This window comes from Variovorax sp. Root318D1 (assembly GCF_001424835.1).
Classification (GTDB): domain Bacteria; phylum Pseudomonadota; class Gammaproteobacteria; order Burkholderiales; family Burkholderiaceae_C; genus Variovorax.
Genome location: NZ_LMCQ01000022.1, coordinates 73,584 through 88,818 on the forward strand (window position 1 = coordinate 73,584; position 15,235 = coordinate 88,818).

The window sequence follows — 15,235 nt, forward strand, 5'->3', positions numbered from 1 at the left end:
ACGCGAATGAACCGCGCCATGCCGCCGCTGCTGTTGCGCATCGGTTGCGCGGGCTGGAGCCTGCCGCGGGTGTCGTGGCCCGATTTTCCTGCCGAGGGTTCGCATCTCGCGCGCTATGCGCAGCGCTTTGATGTGGTGGAAATCGACAGCTCGTTCTACAAGCCTCACCGGCGTGAAACCTATGAGCGCTGGGCTGCCAGCACGCCCGGCGGCTTCCGCTTCGCGGTGAAGCTGCCACAAACCATCACGCACGAGAGCCGGCTGGTCGACGCCATGCGGGCCTTCGAGACATTTCTTGCGCAAGTGCGCGGACTGGGCAGAAAGCTCGGCTGCCTCGTCGTGCAGTTGCCGCCCAGCCTTGCGTTTGATGCAAGCATTGCAAAGCGATTCTTGGCGGCGTTGCGAAAAAGGTTTGAAGGCCCGGTGGCCCTCGAGCCGCGGCATCGCACTTGGTTCGTTCCTCAGGCGGAAGCCTTGCTCTCGCAGTTTCGCGTGGCCCGCGTGCTGGCCGACCCGGTCCTGTTCGAAGAGGCCGCGGCCCCGGGTGGATGGCCGGGTCTGGTGTACCTGCGCCTGCACGGTTCACCGCGCCGTTACTGGTCGGCCTACGACGAAGCACTGTTGCAGCGGCTTGCCGTGCGCTTGCGCCAAGCCAGCGAGGAGGAAGGCGCGGCATGCTGGTGCATCTTCGACAACACGGCCAGCGGCGCAGCCGTGGGCAACGCGCTGACGCTGTTGCGCCTTGCTTCAAAATCGGCGCCTCCCTCCGTGGGACATCCATGAACTTCTCCAGATTCGACATGCATTTTTCGTTCAAGCCCATGTGGTTCGTTGCCGGCGCAGCGCTCTGCGCGGCAGCAGCCGGCGCACAAGGTCAGCCCAAAACCATTCGGCTCATCGTCGCGTACCCCGCAGGAGGCGTCAGCGACGTGGTCGCGCGCGCGCTCGGCGACAAGCTCGCGACGCAACTGGGAACCATCGTGGTGGTGGAAAACCGCGCCGGCGCGAGCGGCGCCATCGGCATGGACGCAGTGGCCAAGGCCGCGCCCGACGGCGCCACGCTGGGCTTTTCGGCCATCAGCCCGCTGGTGCTGAGCCCACACCTCGGCAAGCTGCCCTTCGATCCGCAGAAAGACATCGCGCCCGTCGTGAGCGTGATGTATTCGCCGGTGTTGCTGATCGCCACGCCGGCCAGCAAGTCAAAGGATTTCCGCGCGCTCGTCGCCGATGCCAAAGCGCAGCCGGGCGCGGTGCGCTGGGCCACGTCGGGTCCGGCGTCGCTCGGGCACATCGTGCTGGAGCAATTGAGGGCGGCCGCGGGCGTGGACATCACGCACGTGCCCTACAAGGGTGGCGGCCAGCAGCTCAACGATGCTTTGGGCGGGCAGTTCGAGATTCTTTCGACCAACGCCAGCCCCACGCTCACGTCGCACATCCAGTCGGGCAAGCTGCGTCCGCTGGCGGTGGGGGCGCCCGCGCGGCTCGAAAGCCTGCCGCAGGTGCCCACGCTGGGCGAGCTGGGCTACAACGCGGCCAACATCAACTCGCAGTTCGGTGTCTTCGCGCCCGCGGCGACACCGCCCGCGCTCGTTGCAAAGTACAACGCCGAGATCAACAAGGCGCTGGCCAGCCCCGAGTTGCGCGCCAAGCTTACGGCCACCGACAACGTGCCGACCGGCGGCACCCCCGCGGCCTTTGCCAAGGAGATCGCCTCGGAGTTCGAGAGCAACGGGCGCATCGTCAAGGCCGCGAACATCAAGGCCGATTGACCCCGCATCCTGGCCCGCTGAAGGTTCGAGAATGCGCACAGGCACTACAAGGAACTCCCATGGTGGCACTCCCTGACGACACCGGCGCGAAGCGTGCGCTGTACCTGGAAGACCTGTCGGTCGGCGATCGCTTCCAGAGCGGCGAACATGCGCTGGACGTGGCGCAGATCAAGGCCTTTGCGCTTCAGTTCGATCCGCAGCCTTTTCATACCGACGAAGAAGCCGCGAAGAACACTTTCTTCGGCGGCCTCGCGGCAAGCGGCTGGCACACGGCGGCGCTCACGATGAAGCTGCTGGTGGAAAGCGGCATTCCGCTGGCAGAGGGCATCATCGGTTCGGGCGGCGAGCTGCAATGGCCCAAGCCCACGCGGCCCGGCGATGTGCTGCACGTGGTGAGCGAGGTCCTCGAGATCGCTCCCTCGCGTTCCAAGCCCGGCCGCGCGATGGTGACGATGCGATGCCGCACGCTCAACCAACTCGGCGAGGTGGTCCAGTACTTCTCGCCCAAGCTGGTGGTGCACGCTCGGCCGGCGTAGGCCTCCGTTCAGTCCTTGCCGCCGGCCGAGAGCGCACGCAGTTCCTCTGCGCTGAACCCGGCGCGCCCGCGGGCTTCGAGGTTGAAAGGCGGCTTAAGCCGCGGCGCCTCGTAGCGCGCCACCAGTTCGGGGTAGGTCGCCTCGGGGTCGCGGCCCTCCCGCTCGCAGAGCCAGCGGTACCAGCGGTTGCCGATGGCCACGTGGCCCACTTCGTCGCGCAGGATGATGTCGAGGATCTCGACTGCGCGCAGTGCATCGGGCGTGTTGACGCGCTTCAGCTTGGCCTGGATCAGCGGCGTGGCGTCGAGCCCTCGCGCTTCGAGCGTGCGTGGCACCAGCGCCATGCGCGCCAGCACGTCGTCCTTCGTTTTCTCGCACATGCTCCAGAGCCCGTCGTGGCCGGGGAAGTCGCCGTAGCGCCAGCCCATGTCCTGCAGGTGCGCATGCAGCAGCGTGAAGTGCTGTGCCTCTTCATCGGCCACGCGCAGCCAGTCGCGGTAGTAGGCCTCGGGCATGCCGTCGTAGCGCCAGACCGCATCGAGCGCGAGGTTGATGGCGTTGAACTCGATGTGGCAGATCGAATGGATCAGCGCGGCGCGGCCGTCGGTCGTGAAGGGCGAGCGTTTTTGCACCGCGGTGGCGGCCACGCGCAGCGGCCTTTCGGGGCGGCCCGGCACGCCGATGTCATCGCCCACGGTGCGCAGGGGTTCAGTTGCTATGGAATCGGTAGCGGCTCGCGCAGCGGTGGTGCGTGTTGCCGCCACCTTTGCTTCAGGATCGCTCAGTCGCAGCGCGGCCAGCGCGCTCAATCGGGGGTGCATCCCTACAATTCTAGTTTTTGCCCCCGGAGACTCCACGATGGCCCTCTATGAACTCGACGGCGTTGCGCCGCAACTCGGCACCGGCGCATGGGTCGCCGACAGCGCGGAAGTGATCGGCAACGTGCAGCTGGGCGAGAACGCGAGCATCTGGTTTGGTGCGGTGCTGCGCGGCGACAACGAGACGATGACCATCGGACGCAACAGCAACGTGCAGGACATGTCCATGCTGCATTCCGACCCCGGCAGCCCACTCACCATCGGCGAAAACGTCACCATCGGCCACCAGGTCATGCTGCACGGCTGCACCATCGGCGACAACTCGCTGATCGGCATCCAGGCCGTGGTCTTGAATAACGCGAAGATCGGCCGCAATTCGATTGTCGGTGCCGGCAGCGTCGTGACCGAGGGGAAGGAATTTCCCGACAATTCCCTGATCTTCGGTTCACCCGCGAAGGTGATGCGCACGATCAGCGACGAAGACGCCGCCCGTTTGCGCCACGGCTCCGACCATTACGTCCACAACGCCGTTCGCTACGCGAAGGGCCTCAAGAAGATTGCCTGACCAAGCGCAGGCCCAACAGAAAGAAGAATCCGTTTTGAGCGAGCTGCACAAATTCCTGTTCGATGGCCTGCCGGTGCGCGGCATGATCGTGCGCCTGACAGATGCGTGGCAGGAAATCCTGGCGCGGCGCGCCTCCAACACAGCCACCGGCGCCTATGCGCCGCCCGTGGCCGAGCTGCTCGGCGAGATGACCGCGGCGGCCACGCTGATGCAGGCCAACATCAAGTTCAACGGCGCGTTGATCCTGCAGATCTTCGGCGACGGTCCGGTCAAGGTGGCCGTGGCCGAGGCCAAGCCCGACCTGAGCCTGCGCGCCACCGCCAAGGTGATTGGCGACCTGCCGGCCGATGCACGCCTGCCGGACATGGTGAACGAGAACAACAAGGGCCGTTGCGCGATCACGCTCGACCCCAAGGACAAGCTGCCGGGAACGACGCCTTACCAGGGCGTGGTGCCGCTCTTCGACGACGAGGGCGAGAAGCTCGGCAAGCTCAGCGACGTGCTGCAGCACTACATGCTGCAGAGCGAGCAGCTCGACACCACGCTGGTGCTCGCGGCCGATGACAAGGTGGCGGCCGGCCTGCTCATCCAGCGCTTGCCGGTCAAGGGCGAGGGCAATCTCGAAGGCCAGTCCGGCACCTCCGTCAGGGACCATGACCAGGCCAACCAGGACCAGATCGGCCTGAACGAGGACTACAACCGCATTTCGATCCTCGCCTCGAGCCTCACGCGCGACGAGTTGCTCACGCTCGACATCGAAACCATTCTTCGGCGCCTGTTCTGGGAAGAAAAGCTGCTGCGCTTCGAGCCGCAGGCCGGCCTGCTGGGGCCGCATTTCGCATGCACCTGCGGCCGCGACCGCGTGGCGCAGATGATCCGCGGGCTCGGCGTGGAAGAGGCCGAGGAGATCCTCGCCGAGCGGGGCGACATCGAGGTTGGCTGTGATTTTTGCGGCAAGCAATACCGCTTCGACGCGGTGGATGCGGCGCAGATCTTCAGGCCGCCGGGCGACCAGGTTCCGGGCAGTCCGGTCGTGCAGTAAATCGCCCGGCGATCAGCGCGGCGCCTTGTCGTCGTCGAAGTCGCCGAACACGATATCGGGTGCGCTGGTGTTGTGGCGCGAAGGCAGGCTGCGTCCGAAGCGCATATGCGTGCCGCTCAGCGTCTTCAGATCGGGCAGGGACAGCACCTGCTCCGCGGCCTCGGACGATTCTTGCCACCGTACCTCGCTCACGTCGGCGTTGTCGGGTGTCACGTACATCGAGCGCAGCACCGCAAAGGGCCGCGCATTCACCGTCGGCGACGAGAGCCGCACGTCGAGCGCGGTGCGCGTGCGGCTGATCTCCGACACTTTGGCCACCGCGCTGCCGCCGCCGACGAAACGCAGGTGGATGGCCAGCGGCTTCGGCACGATGCGGATCGACGCGATATCGACCACCGGCCGACTGCCCTGAGCGACCGGCCCGAGCAGGAACGAAGACCCATACACCCCGTCGCCGAAGCGTTCTTCCGGCAGCGGTTTGATGCGCCAGTAGCCGTCGGCCGGATAGAGCACCAGCGCCTCGAGCGCCTTGCCTTCTTCCTTGCGGAAGATCTGAAGCATATGAAAGCCGCGGTCCGTGCGCGCGCCCACGCGCACCGGCACCTGCTGCGGGCGCCAGAAACTGGACAGGGTCATGCCGACGATGCGCCAGCGCGCATCGTCGAGCAGCACCACGCGGCGAGGCTTGAACTTGTGCGCGGGGTCTGTGGGGTGGGCGCCGCCGTCGAAGTTGCAGCCCGAAAAATCGGGCGCGGTGGTGTCGTTGCCGATGCTGTCGAGGTAGGGCGGCTGCAGCGCCTCGATGCGCATGCGCCGGATGCCTTCGCCGCGCAGCACCAGCGAGACGTTGTCTTCCTCGGCGCAGGCCGTGGGCGTGGTGGCGTTCTCCACCGTGGCGGCGACGGGCGCGGCCGTGGCGGCGCCCGCCGCGAGCAGTGCGGCAAACAGACACAAGAGGCTGGCGCAGCCAGCGGAATGAGAGAAGCGAAGCGGGAACATCAGATCTCCGAGCTGGGTGTGGAGGGATTGTCGCGGCGTCCGATCAAGTCGCTGAAAAGCCGATGTTCGCATTCCGGGTCGGAGCACTTCTCGCAAGGCCATGTCCAGGCGGCTGGTTTGGAATCGAAGCGGCCTCGTGCGCGGGGCCGGCCTTCGCTGGCGGCAATGGAGTTGATGGCGTTCCACGCACTGGAGAGCCTTTCGCTGCCAGTGCCGTGCACCACCGCAAAAGAAAGCCTCGCGCCCGTCAGCGCCGCGCGCACCAGCGCGTCGGTGGGCTCGCGCGCGTGGTCGCCATCGCGCAATGAGTCGGCAACCCAGGGAATGTCGAGCGCCGTCAGCAGTGTGATGGCGTAGCGGGCCTGCGCCATCAGGGCTTGGGCATGGAGCGAGGTGTCGCCGAACAGTTGCTCGCTGTAGACCGCGGTCATGAGGGCCGTGGTGTCGGCCACCACCACGCCCGAGGCGGCCGCGGCGTCGATGCGGCGCATCTGCTCGTCGGCGATGGCGCGCTGTTCGTCTGGGCGTGGCGTCCGGCCTTCGCGGTCGCACCATTCGCGCAGGTATTCGCCCACCATCGTGGTGGCGATGCCGCGCTCCTGCAGGCGCTGCGTGAGCGCGCGGGCGAGTTCGGTCTTGCCGGTGCTCTCGGCGCCGAGCAACGCGATGATGCATCCTGTCGGCAGCACGGGAGTCATGCGCGAGCGGCCTCGACCTGCATGCGCGCGCGCCATGCAAGAAAGCCCGCCACGCTCAGCACGGCGAATACCGCGTAGAGGCCGACCGTCAGCCAAAGGCCCTTGTGGATGAACAGGCCCACGCTCACGACGTTCACCGCCAGCCACACCAGCCAGTTCTCGATGAACTTGCGCCCGAGCAGGAACTGGCCGACGAGGCTGAGCCCGGTCGCGAACCCGTCCCACCAGGGCACGTCAGAGTCCGTAAAGCGGTGCAGGAAGAGGGCGACCGCGGGCCATGCCAGTGCGCAGGCCACGAGCGCCAGCGCGGCGCCGCGCCGCGACAGCCGGCTGACCCGCAATGCACCGCCGTCGGCCCGATGGCCGCGCAGCCATTGCGCCCAGCCCCAGAGCGCGACGATCGCGAAGAACACCTGGAGTGAGGCATCGCCGTAGATGCGCGCCTTTGCGAACACGGCCACGTAGAGCAGCGAGCTGACGATTGCGAGCGGCCAGCCCCAATGGATTTCGCGCATGTTGCAGCCGACCATTGCAAGCGCCAGCACCGCGGCTACGATTTCGAGCCAGCTGACCGGTGAGGCCCAGAGCACGAAGGCGGGGGCCGAGAAGAACTCGGGCATCGGGGCGTCAGGTGCCGAGCGCCGCCGGGCCGCCCCAAGGCGCGAGCGGCCCCCTCGGGGGGCAGCGAGGACACGCAGTGCCGAGCGTGGGGGTCATGTTCAGCGTGTGACCTGAACGAACACTTCGTTCGGCTTGACCATGCCCAATTCTTGGCGCGCGCGCTCCTCGACCATCTCCAAGCCGACCTTCAAGTCGTTGACCTCGGAGGCCAGCCGTTCGTTGGTCACAGTGGCCTTGGCATTGGCCTCTTTCTGCTCGGCCAGCTTGGTCTGCAGCTGCGACACGTCGCGCACGCTGCCGCGCCCGTTCCAAAGCTGCCACTGCAGGACGACCAGCAGCAGCAACAGCACGATGGGTGGAACGAGGCGCGAGCGCATTGCCGCCGGCTTCGGGGCTACTACTTCAGGTTGTAGAACGCGCCGCGGCCAGGGTAGCTGGCGATGTCGCCGAGGTCTTCTTCGATGCGCAGCAGCTGGTTGTACTTGGCGATGCGGTCGGAGCGCGAGAGCGAACCAGTCTTGATCTGGCCGGCGTTGGTGCCCACCGCGATGTCGGCGATGGTGCTGTCTTCGGTTTCGCCCGAGCGGTGCGAGATGACCGCCGTGTAGCCCGCGCGCTTGGCCATCTCGATGGCGGCGAAGGTTTCGGTCAGCGTGCCGATCTGGTTGATCTTGATCAGAATCGAGTTGGCAATGCCCTTGTCGATGCCTTCCTGCAGGATCTTGGTGTTGGTGACGAACAGGTCGTCGCCCACCAACTGCACGCGCTTGCCGAGGCGGTCGGTGAGCAGCTTCCAGCCGTCCCAGTCGCCTTCGTGCATGCCGTCTTCAATGCTGATGATCGGGTACTTGTCGACCCACGTGGCCAGCATGTCGGCCCAGTTGCCGGCCGACAGGGTGAGGTTCTCGCCGGAGAGCACGTAGTTGCCGTCCTTGTAGAACTCGCTGGCGGCGCAATCGAGGCCGAGTGCAATCTGCTCGCCCGCTACGTAGCCGGCCTTGTCGATGGCTTCCAGAATCAGCTGGATGGCTGCTTCATGGCTCTCGACGCTGGGCGCGAAACCGCCTTCGTCGCCGACCGCCGTGCTGATGCCGCGGTCGCCCAGGATCTTCTTGAGGGCGTGGAACACCTCGGCGCCGTAGCGCACGGCTTCGCGGAAGCTCGGCGCGCCCACGGGGATGATCATGAACTCTTGCAGGTCCAGGCTGTTGTTGGCGTGCGCGCCGCCGTTGATGACGTTCATCATCGGCACCGGCAGCTGCATGCCACCCATGCCGCCGAAGTAGCGGTACAGCGGCAGGCCCGACTCTTCGGCCGCGGCGCGTGCCACGGCCATCGAAACGGCGAGGGTCGCGTTGGCACCCAGGCGGCCCTTGTTGTCGGTGCCGTCCAAGTCGATCATCGTGCGATCGAGGAAAGCCTGCTCGCTGGCATCGAGGCCGAGCACGGATTCCGAGATCTCGGTGTTGATGTTCTCCACCGCCTTGAGCACGCCCTTGCCGAGATAGCGCTTCTTGTCGCCGTCGCGCAGCTCGATGGCTTCGCGCGAACCGGTCGATGCGCCCGAGGGCACGGCTGCGCGGCCCATGGTGCCCGATTCGAGCAGCACGTCGCACTCGACGGTGGGATTGCCGCGGCTGTCGAGGATTTCGCGGCCGACGATGTCAACGATTGCACTCATGCGTTTCTCTTTCTTTTCAGTTCAGTCTCGAATTCAAATGATCAAACACCTTCGACCGCGATCATGCGCATGACGGCGGCACCGGCACGCGCTTCGCGAGCCTTCAGGTATTCGGGTGATTCATAGAAGGCCTTGGCCTTCTCGAAGCTGGGAAATTTCAGGATGACGACGCGCGAAGGCGACCAGTCGCCCTCGAGCACTTCGACCTTGCCGCCGCGCGTGCACACTTCGGCGCCATGCGCCTGCATGGCCGCGCTCGACCACTTCTTGTATTCCTCGTACTGCGCCGGGTTGGTGACCTCGACGTTGGCGATGACATAGCCACTGCTCATGATTGGAAGACGTCCTCCAGGAATGCGTTTTTCTTGGTGACCCGATCGAGCGCGACGAGCGTCTCGAGCAGGGCCTTCATGTGCTTGAGCGGCACGGCATTGGGGCCGTCGCTCAGTGCCTTGGCCGGGTCGGGGTGCGTCTCCATGAAGAGCCCGGCCACGCCCACGGCCACCGCCGCGCGCGAAAGAACCGGCACCATTTCGCGCTGCCCGCCCGAGCTCGTGCCCTGGCCGCCCGGCAGCTGCACCGAGTGGGTGGCGTCGAACACGACGGGTGCGCCAGTCTCGCGCATGATCGCGAGCGAACGCATGTCCGACACCAGGTTGTTGTAACCAAAGCTCGCGCCGCGTTCGCAGGCCATGAAGCTGTCTTCCGGCAGGCCGGCTTCCTTGGCCGCCGCGCGTGCCTTGTCGATCACGTTCTTCATGTCGTGCGGCGCGAGGAACTGGCCCTTCTTGATGTTCACCGGCTTGCCCGACTGCGCCACCGCGCGAATGAAGTCGGTCTGGCGGCACAGGAAGGCGGGCGTCTGCAGCACGTCGACCACCTTGGCGGCTTCGGTGATGTCGTCTTCGGTGTGAACGTCGGTCAGCACCGGCAGGCCGAGCTCGCGCTTCACCTTGGCCAGGATCTCCAGGCCCTTCTCGCGGCCGGGGCCGCGGAAGCTGGTGCCCGACGAACGGTTGGCCTTGTCGAAGCTGCTCTTGAAGATGAACGGAATGCCGAGCGAGGAGGTGATTTCCTTCAACGTGCCGGCCGTGTCCATCTGCAATTGCTCGGACTCGACCACGCACGGGCCGGCAATGAGGAAGAAGGGCTGGTCGAGCCCGATGTCGAATCCGCAAAGTTTCATAGAGATGTCTCCGTGCTGCGCACTTCGTCATTCGCCTTGGGAGCGGCCCGGCGGCTCATGCGACGGCCTTCAGGTTCTTTGCACCGCCCGCGCTGCGCGCCTTGTGCTCGAGCGCTGCCTTGATGAAGGCATTGAAGAGCGGATGGCCGCTCCACGGCGTCGACTTGAATTCGGGGTGGAACTGCACGCCCATGTACCAGGGGTGCACGTCCTGCGGCAGCTCGACGATTTCGGTCAGGTGTTCGCGCTGCGTCAGCGCGGAAATCACGAGGCCTGCGGCGCGCAGCTCGTCGAGGTAGTTCACGTTGGCTTCGTAGCGGTGGCGATGGCGTTCGGTCACCACGTCGCCGTAGATGCTGTGGGCCAGCGTGCCGGCCGTAACGTCGGAGCTCTGCGCGCCCAGGCGCATGGTGCCGCCGAGGTCGGACTTCTCGTTGCGCGTCTTCACGGTGCCGTCGGCATCCTTCCACTCGGTGATCAGCGCGATCACGGGGCAGGGCGTCTCGGGGTCGAACTCGGTGCTGTTCGCGTTCTTCAGGCCCGCCACGTGGCGGGCGTATTCGATGGTGGCCACCTGCATGCCCAGGCAGATGCCGAGGTACGGCACCTTGCCTTCGCGCGCAAAGCGGGCAGCCGAAATCTTGCCTTCGACGCCGCGCTGGCCGAAACCGCCGGGCACCAGGATCGCGTCGTACTTGGCAAGCCGCGAGACGTCTTGCGCGGAAATGGTTTCGGAATCGATGTAGTCGATCTTCACGCGGGCATGGTTCTTCATGCCGGCATGGCGCAGCGCCTCGTTCAGCGACTTGTAGCTGTCGGACAGGTCGACGTACTTGCCGACCATGGCAATGCTCACTTCCTGCTGCGGATGCTCGACTTCGTAGACCAGGTCGTCCCAGCGCTGCAGCTTGGCGGGCGGGGTGTTGATGCGCAGCTTGTCGCAGATGAGGCCGTCCAGGCCCTGCTCGTGCAGCATGCGCGGCACCTTGTAGATGGTGTCGACGTCCCACATCGAGATCACGCCCCATTCAGGCACGTTCGAGAACAGCGAGATCTTGGCCCGCTCGTCATCGGGAATCGGGCGGTCGGCGCGGCAAAGGAGGGCGTCGGCCTGGATGCCGATGGCGCGCAGTTCCTTGGCGGTGTGCTGCGTGGGCTTGGTCTTGAGTTCGCCAGCGGCGGCGATCCAGGGCACGTAGCTCAGGTGTACGAAGGCCGAGTTGTTCGGGCCCATACGCAGGCTCATCTGGCGCACGGCCTCCAGGAAGGGCAGCGATTCGATGTCGCCCACCGTGCCGCCGATTTCGACGATCGCCACGTCCACTTCATGCGCGGTGCCGAGGCCGGCGCCGCGCTTGATGTATTCCTGGATCTCGTTGGTGATGTGCGGAATCACCTGTACCGTCTTGCCGAGGTAGTCGCCGCGGCGCTCTTTCTCCAGCACGGTCTTGTAAATCTGACCGGTGGTGAAGTTGTTGGCCTTGCGCATCCGCGTGGTGATGAAGCGCTCGTAGTGGCCGAGGTCGAGGTCGGTTTCGGCGCCGTCGTCGGTGACGAACACTTCGCCATGCTGGAAAGGCGACATCGTGCCGGGATCGACATTGATGTACGGATCCAGCTTGATGAGGGTGACTTTGAGGCCGCGCGATTCGAGGATCGCAGCGAGAGAGGCGGAGGCGATTCCCTTGCCAAGGGAAGATACGACACCACCGGTGACGAAGACAAATTTGGTCATGCCAGTTCCGGACGCGAGGACCGGGCAGTGGGAAATGCTGATTGTATATGGCCCGACTGCGTACTCCGCGCACCTGTGCGCTTCTCCTTCGCTCTTCTGGGGGCGCATCGGCGGCTTGGGGCGGCCATGCACCGCGGCCCTTGCGTGGGGCCCTGTGTCATTACACTTCTGCGCTATGCAAGATCTCGCCGGCAAACACATCGTCCTGGGCCTCACTGGGGGTATCGCCTGCTACAAATCGGCCGAGTTGTGCCGCCTCATCGTGAAGGCCGGCGGCACGGTGCAGGTCGTGATGACCGAGGCGGCCGAGCAGTTCATCACGCCGGTCACGATGCAGGCGCTGTCGGGGCGTACGGTCTACACCTCGCAGTGGGACGCGCGCGAGCCCAACAACATGCCGCACATCAACCTGAGCCGCGAAGCCGATGCCATCGTGCTCGCGCCGTGCAGCGCCGACTTCATCGCTCGGCTGGTGCAGGGAAGGGCGGATGAGTTGCTGAGCCTGATGTGCCTGGCGCGTCCGATCGACCGCGTGCCGCTCTTGATCGCACCGGCCATGAATCGCGAGATGTGGGCACATCCCGCCACCCAGCGCAACCTGATGCAAGTGGCGGCCGACGGCGCCACGGTGCTGGGCGTGGGCAGCGGCTGGCAGGCCTGTGGCGAGACCGGCGACGGGCGCATGCTGGAGCCGGCACAGCTGCTCGAGGACATCACGGCCTTCTTCGCACCAAAGCTGCTTGCGGGGCACAAGCTGCTGGTGACCGCAGGGCCCACCTTCGAGCCACTCGATCCAATCCGCGGCATCACCAACCATTCATCCGGCAAGATGGGTTTTGCCATTGCGCGCGCTGCCCGCGAGGCCGGCGCCGAAGTGACGCTGGTGGCCGGCCCGGTGCACCTGCCCACGCCGCGCGGCGTCAGTCGCATCGACGTACTTTCGGCCGAGGACATGCTCGAAGCGACGCTGCGGGCAGCGCGGTCTGCTAGCATTTTCATAGCGACGGCAGCCGTGGCGGACTGGCGGCCCGCAACGCACAGCGAACAAAAAATCAAGAAGGATGGCAGCGGCAAGACGCCGGCGCTCAGCTTCGTCGAGAACCCCGACATCCTGCTGGCCGTGGCGAAAAGCGAGCGCGCGCAGGCGGGCAAGCTGTTCTGCGTGGGCTTCGCGGCCGAGAGCGAGAACCTCGTCGAACACGCCAAGGCCAAGCGGGAGCGCAAGGGAATTCCGCTCCTGGTCGGAAACATCGGCCCGCTGACATTCGGCCAGGACGACAATGCGTTGCTCCTCGTGGACGCAAAGAGCACGCGCGAGTTGCCGCGTGCGCCCAAGCTCACCTTGGCGCGCGAACTCATGACCGAGATTGCCGCACGCCTGCCGGACTGGAGGGTCTGATGAATCCCCAATGGAACACACCGCCCAATGGCGATTTCGCCAGCTACGTGGAGCGTCTTTCGGCCCAGGCCGCATTGCCCAAGCGGGCGGCCCATGAAGGCGACCATGGGCTGGACGTGGGCATGACGCCTGCACCGGGCGCGCAGGGCGCGGCAGCGGCAGCGGCGCAGCGGCGCGAATCCTCGAACGGCGACACCTCGGCGCCGGGTGTTGGGGCGATCCCGCCGGCGGCGCTCAAGATCATGGGCGTTGTGGGCGTGCTGGTTCTGCTCGCGCTGTGGTCGGCCGGCGTGTCCACCGTTGTGCTGGTGTTCCTGGCTGGTGCGGCCCTCTGGCTCGCAAGCAAGTTGAAGGGCCTGAAGCTTTCACCCGGTGTCGCCAAGTGGCAGCAGGTGCTCGAGGAAGCCGCCCGCAAGCAAAAAGAACAGCAACAGAAGCAAGGCAAGTAGAAGTGAAAGTAGACGTCCGTATCCTCGACCCACGCATGGTGGATCAATTGCCTGCCTATGCCACCCCCGGCAGCGCAGGGCTCGATCTCAGGGCGTGCCTCGATGCACCGATCACACTGGAGCCCAACGGCTGGCAGCTCGTGGGCACCGGCATCGCGATCCATTTGGCCGATCCGGCCTTTGCAGCGCTCATCCTTCCGCGCTCGGGCCTCGGCCACAAGCACGGCATCGTGCTGGGCAACCTCGTGGGCCTGATCGACAGCGACTACCAGGGCGAACTGAAGATCAGTGCCTGGAACCGCAGTGACACTCCCTTCGTGCTTCAACCGATGGAACGGCTCGCGCAGCTCGTCATCGTGCCCGTGGTGCAGGCGCAGTTTCGCGTCGTCACAGAATTTGCAGCTTCGCAACGCGGCGAAGGCGGCTACGGGTCTACCGGCAAGCACTGACCGGTTTGCCCGCGTATCGGGCCGGTAAAGATCGGAACCGTGCAGTTCGCGGCGTGCTCCTACGTTTCGGTGTGTGTCAGGCGTCATCCCTGTTGTGGGAAAGGCGTTAGACACAGGCTTGGTGCATTTCCATGCACCCCAATTCTCGAGGAGCCTTCAATATGAAAATTTCAACGCGCTTCATATCCATCGGCGCTTCCGCGCTGGCGATTGCCACGCTCACGGCCTGCGTCGCTCCCGCGCCGGTCTACCAGACCACGCGCTACCCCTACCAGGCGCCGCCACAGGCCGTGCCGTACCAGGAAGCGGCTTACGTCGAATACGGCCACGTCGCCAACATCGAAGTGCTGCGCAGCGAGACCGGTGGCACCGGCACCACCGGCGGCGGCGCCGTGGCGGGTGGTGTCGTCGGAGGCGTGGTGGGCAACCAGTTCGGTCACGGCAGCGGCCGCGCCGCGGCCACCGCCCTGGGCATCGTGGGTGGTGCGCTCCTGGGCAATACCATCGAGGCACAGCGCAACGGCCCCCGCGCCTACGAGAGCTATCGCATCTCCGTGCAAACCGACCGCGGCGGCTATCGGGCCTTCGACGTGCAGCACCCGGGCGACCTGCGCATCGGCGACCGCGTCCGCATCGACAACGGGCAGATCTCGCGCATGTAACCCACCTTCCAGCGGTTTTCGCGGGCAACAAAAAGCCGGGCAGTGCCCGGCTTTTTGTTGCCCGCTGCAGCGGTATGCCCGCCTTTCTGTCAGTGCAGCAGATCGTTGCCCGGCGCCGTTGGAGGCACCTTGAAAAAGGCCGTGCCCGCCGTGCCGCTGCCGACTTCTTCTTCCGTGGCCTCGCGCACCGAGCGCACCGTGATGTCGAGCCGGATCGCAATGCCCGCGAGCGGATGATTGCCGTCGAGCACCAGGTGCTCCGGGTAAATTTCGGCCACGGTGTAGATCACGTCCTTGGGCATGGCGTCGCTCACGCCCTGGGGCAGGGCGGCGCCGTCGAAGGTCATGCCTTCCTCGGTCCCTTCGGGAAACAGCGAGCGCGGCTCGAGAAAGAGCAGTTGGTCGTTGAAGTCGCCGAAGCCCTGCTCGGGCTCGAGCTGCAATTGCACCCGCGCACCGGGCTCGTGGCCCTGCAGGGCGGCTTCGATCACGTCGAAGAGGTCATCGCCCCCCACCATGAATTCCACCGGTTCGTCGAGCACGTCCAACACTTCGCCCAGAGTGTCTTTCATCGTCCAGGTCAGGCCGACCACGCATTGTTCAGAGATTTCCATTGCAGAATTCTC

At 65.7% G+C, this 15,235-nt stretch carries 19 protein-coding genes; 9 read left to right on the forward strand and 10 right to left on the reverse strand.

What is annotated here, in order from left to right; translation table 11 throughout:
• Nucleotides 1-6: 6 nt before the first annotated feature.
• The 3 genes from ASC78_RS20170 to ASC78_RS20180 are packed head-to-tail and all read left to right on the forward strand — an operon-like array spanning nucleotide 7 to nucleotide 2,305.
• Complete coding sequence (locus tag ASC78_RS20170; protein WP_082517605.1) at nucleotides 7-783, forward strand: DUF72 domain-containing protein; 777 nt, start codon at nucleotides 7-9, stop codon at nucleotides 781-783.
• Nucleotides 780-1,769, forward strand: a complete 990-nt coding sequence (locus ASC78_RS20175; protein WP_157634497.1) for a Bug family tripartite tricarboxylate transporter substrate binding protein — start codon at nucleotides 780-782, stop codon at nucleotides 1,767-1,769. Before ASC78_RS20170 ends, ASC78_RS20175 begins: the two co-directional genes overlap by 4 nt.
• Nucleotides 1,770-1,828: 59 nt before the next feature.
• A complete protein-coding gene (locus ASC78_RS20180; RefSeq protein ID WP_055805281.1) occupies nucleotides 1,829-2,305 on the forward strand; it encodes a MaoC family dehydratase in 477 nt (158 codons plus the stop codon).
• Between the two features lie 8 nt (nucleotides 2,306-2,313).
• On the opposite strand, the gene ASC78_RS20185 is transcribed toward ASC78_RS20180, so the two are convergent.
• Nucleotides 2,314-3,126: a ferritin-like domain-containing protein gene (locus tag ASC78_RS20185; protein ID WP_055805284.1), complete on the reverse strand. Its 813-nt coding sequence runs from the start codon at nucleotides 3,124-3,126 to the stop codon at nucleotides 2,314-2,316.
• Between the two features lie 37 nt (nucleotides 3,127-3,163).
• Between ASC78_RS20185 and ASC78_RS20190 the strand changes: the two genes are divergently transcribed.
• The gene (locus tag ASC78_RS20190) at nucleotides 3,164-3,688 is read left to right on the forward strand and encodes a gamma carbonic anhydrase family protein (protein WP_055805287.1); all 525 of its coding nucleotides are present in this window, start codon (nucleotides 3,164-3,166) and stop codon (nucleotides 3,686-3,688) included.
• A gap of 34 nt (nucleotides 3,689-3,722) precedes the next feature.
• Nucleotides 3,723-4,730 carry an Hsp33 family molecular chaperone HslO gene (gene hslO, locus ASC78_RS20195; protein WP_055805291.1) on the forward strand — a complete coding sequence of 336 codons (1,008 nt, stop codon included), beginning with the start codon at nucleotides 3,723-3,725 and terminating at the stop codon, nucleotides 4,728-4,730.
• Nucleotides 4,731-4,742: 12 nt separating this feature from the next.
• Here the strand turns inward: hslO and ASC78_RS20200 are convergent, their stop codons facing one another.
• The 8 genes from ASC78_RS20200 to ASC78_RS20235 form a co-directional block, all read right to left on the reverse strand.
• Nucleotides 4,743-5,729 (reverse strand): hypothetical protein, encoded by a 987-nt coding sequence (locus ASC78_RS20200; RefSeq protein WP_055805293.1) that lies wholly within the window; start codon nucleotides 5,727-5,729, stop codon nucleotides 4,743-4,745.
• Nucleotides 5,729-6,427: an AAA family ATPase gene (locus ASC78_RS20205; protein WP_055805704.1), complete on the reverse strand. Its 699-nt coding sequence runs from the start codon at nucleotides 6,425-6,427 to the stop codon at nucleotides 5,729-5,731. The genes ASC78_RS20200 and ASC78_RS20205 overlap by 1 nt, the downstream gene beginning before the upstream one ends.
• On the reverse strand, nucleotides 6,424-7,047 hold the full coding sequence (gene pnuC / locus ASC78_RS20210) for a nicotinamide riboside transporter PnuC (RefSeq protein ID WP_055805294.1): 624 nt from the start codon (nucleotides 7,045-7,047) through the stop codon (nucleotides 6,424-6,426). Before pnuC ends, ASC78_RS20205 begins: the two co-directional genes overlap by 4 nt.
• 99 nt (nucleotides 7,048-7,146) lie before the next feature.
• Nucleotides 7,147-7,425: a cell division protein FtsB gene (gene ftsB, locus ASC78_RS20215; protein ID WP_055805295.1), complete on the reverse strand. Its 279-nt coding sequence runs from the start codon at nucleotides 7,423-7,425 to the stop codon at nucleotides 7,147-7,149.
• Nucleotides 7,426-7,445: 20 nt separating this feature from the next.
• Nucleotides 7,446-8,729 carry a phosphopyruvate hydratase gene (eno, locus tag ASC78_RS20220; protein ID WP_055805298.1) on the reverse strand — a complete coding sequence of 428 codons (1,284 nt, stop codon included), beginning with the start codon at nucleotides 8,727-8,729 and terminating at the stop codon, nucleotides 7,446-7,448.
• Nucleotides 8,730-8,770: 41 nt separating this feature from the next.
• On the reverse strand, nucleotides 8,771-9,061 hold the full coding sequence (locus ASC78_RS20225; protein WP_055805300.1) for a DUF1330 domain-containing protein: 291 nt from the start codon (nucleotides 9,059-9,061) through the stop codon (nucleotides 8,771-8,773).
• Nucleotides 9,058-9,915: a 3-deoxy-8-phosphooctulonate synthase gene (gene kdsA / locus ASC78_RS20230; RefSeq protein ID WP_055805303.1), complete on the reverse strand. Its 858-nt coding sequence runs from the start codon at nucleotides 9,913-9,915 to the stop codon at nucleotides 9,058-9,060. The genes ASC78_RS20225 and kdsA overlap by 4 nt, the downstream gene beginning before the upstream one ends.
• 55 nt (nucleotides 9,916-9,970) lie before the next feature.
• Complete coding sequence (locus ASC78_RS20235) at nucleotides 9,971-11,650, reverse strand: CTP synthase (RefSeq protein WP_055805307.1); 1,680 nt, start codon at nucleotides 11,648-11,650, stop codon at nucleotides 9,971-9,973.
• 175 nt (nucleotides 11,651-11,825) lie between these two features.
• Between ASC78_RS20235 and coaBC the strand changes: the two genes are divergently transcribed.
• The 4 genes from coaBC (at nucleotide 11,826) to ASC78_RS20255 (ending at nucleotide 14,609) form a co-directional block, all read left to right on the forward strand.
• Nucleotides 11,826-13,049 carry a bifunctional phosphopantothenoylcysteine decarboxylase/phosphopantothenate--cysteine ligase CoaBC gene (gene coaBC, locus ASC78_RS20240; protein ID WP_055805309.1) on the forward strand — a complete coding sequence of 408 codons (1,224 nt, stop codon included), beginning with the start codon at nucleotides 11,826-11,828 and terminating at the stop codon, nucleotides 13,047-13,049.
• Nucleotides 13,049-13,498, forward strand: a complete 450-nt coding sequence (locus tag ASC78_RS20245) for a hypothetical protein (RefSeq protein WP_055805314.1) — start codon at nucleotides 13,049-13,051, stop codon at nucleotides 13,496-13,498. The genes coaBC and ASC78_RS20245 overlap by 1 nt, the downstream gene beginning before the upstream one ends.
• A 2-nt stretch (nucleotides 13,499-13,500) precedes the next feature.
• The gene (dut, locus tag ASC78_RS20250; RefSeq protein WP_055805315.1) at nucleotides 13,501-13,947 is read left to right on the forward strand and encodes a dUTP diphosphatase; all 447 of its coding nucleotides are present in this window, start codon (nucleotides 13,501-13,503) and stop codon (nucleotides 13,945-13,947) included.
• A 161-nt stretch (nucleotides 13,948-14,108) separates the two neighbouring features.
• Nucleotides 14,109-14,609, forward strand: a complete 501-nt coding sequence (locus tag ASC78_RS20255) for a glycine zipper 2TM domain-containing protein (protein ID WP_055805316.1) — start codon at nucleotides 14,109-14,111, stop codon at nucleotides 14,607-14,609.
• Nucleotides 14,610-14,698: 89 nt separating this feature from the next.
• Here the strand turns inward: ASC78_RS20255 and ASC78_RS20260 are convergent, their stop codons facing one another.
• Entirely contained in the window at nucleotides 14,699-15,223 is a 525-nt protein-coding gene (locus ASC78_RS20260) for an FKBP-type peptidyl-prolyl cis-trans isomerase (RefSeq protein WP_055805319.1), read from the reverse strand.
• Nucleotides 15,224-15,235 lie beyond the last annotated feature (12 nt).

Bases quoted from the DNA above. Each gene is read 5' to 3' on its own strand.
- ASC78_RS20170 (WP_082517605.1), top strand. From the start codon at position 7: ATGAACCGCGCCATGCCGCCGCTGCTGTTGCGCATCGGTTGCGCGGGC.
- ASC78_RS20175 (WP_157634497.1), top strand. From the start codon at position 780: ATGAACTTCTCCAGATTCGACATGCATTTTTCGTTCAAGCCCATGTGG.
- ASC78_RS20180 (WP_055805281.1), top strand. From the start codon at position 1,829: ATGGTGGCACTCCCTGACGACACCGGCGCGAAGCGTGCGCTGTACCTG.
- ASC78_RS20185 (WP_055805284.1), bottom strand. From the start codon at position 3,126: ATGCACCCCCGATTGAGCGCGCTGGCCGCGCTGCGACTGAGCGATCCT.
- ASC78_RS20190 (WP_055805287.1), top strand. From the start codon at position 3,164: ATGGCCCTCTATGAACTCGACGGCGTTGCGCCGCAACTCGGCACCGGC.
- ASC78_RS20200 (WP_055805293.1), bottom strand. From the start codon at position 5,729: ATGTTCCCGCTTCGCTTCTCTCATTCCGCTGGCTGCGCCAGCCTCTTG.
- ASC78_RS20205 (WP_055805704.1), bottom strand. From the start codon at position 6,427: ATGACTCCCGTGCTGCCGACAGGATGCATCATCGCGTTGCTCGGCGCC.
- pnuC (WP_055805294.1), bottom strand. From the start codon at position 7,047: ATGCCCGAGTTCTTCTCGGCCCCCGCCTTCGTGCTCTGGGCCTCACCG.
- ftsB (WP_055805295.1), bottom strand. From the start codon at position 7,425: ATGCGCTCGCGCCTCGTTCCACCCATCGTGCTGTTGCTGCTGCTGGTC.
- eno (WP_055805298.1), bottom strand. From the start codon at position 8,729: ATGAGTGCAATCGTTGACATCGTCGGCCGCGAAATCCTCGACAGCCGC.
- ASC78_RS20225 (WP_055805300.1), bottom strand. From the start codon at position 9,061: ATGAGCAGTGGCTATGTCATCGCCAACGTCGAGGTCACCAACCCGGCG.
- kdsA (WP_055805303.1), bottom strand. From the start codon at position 9,915: ATGAAACTTTGCGGATTCGACATCGGGCTCGACCAGCCCTTCTTCCTC.
- ASC78_RS20235 (WP_055805307.1), bottom strand. From the start codon at position 11,650: ATGACCAAATTTGTCTTCGTCACCGGTGGTGTCGTATCTTCCCTTGGC.
- coaBC (WP_055805309.1), top strand. From the start codon at position 11,826: ATGCAAGATCTCGCCGGCAAACACATCGTCCTGGGCCTCACTGGGGGT.
- ASC78_RS20245 (WP_055805314.1), top strand. From the start codon at position 13,049: ATGAATCCCCAATGGAACACACCGCCCAATGGCGATTTCGCCAGCTAC.
- ASC78_RS20255 (WP_055805316.1), top strand. From the start codon at position 14,109: ATGAAAATTTCAACGCGCTTCATATCCATCGGCGCTTCCGCGCTGGCG.
- ASC78_RS20260 (WP_055805319.1), bottom strand. From the start codon at position 15,223: ATGGAAATCTCTGAACAATGCGTGGTCGGCCTGACCTGGACGATGAAA.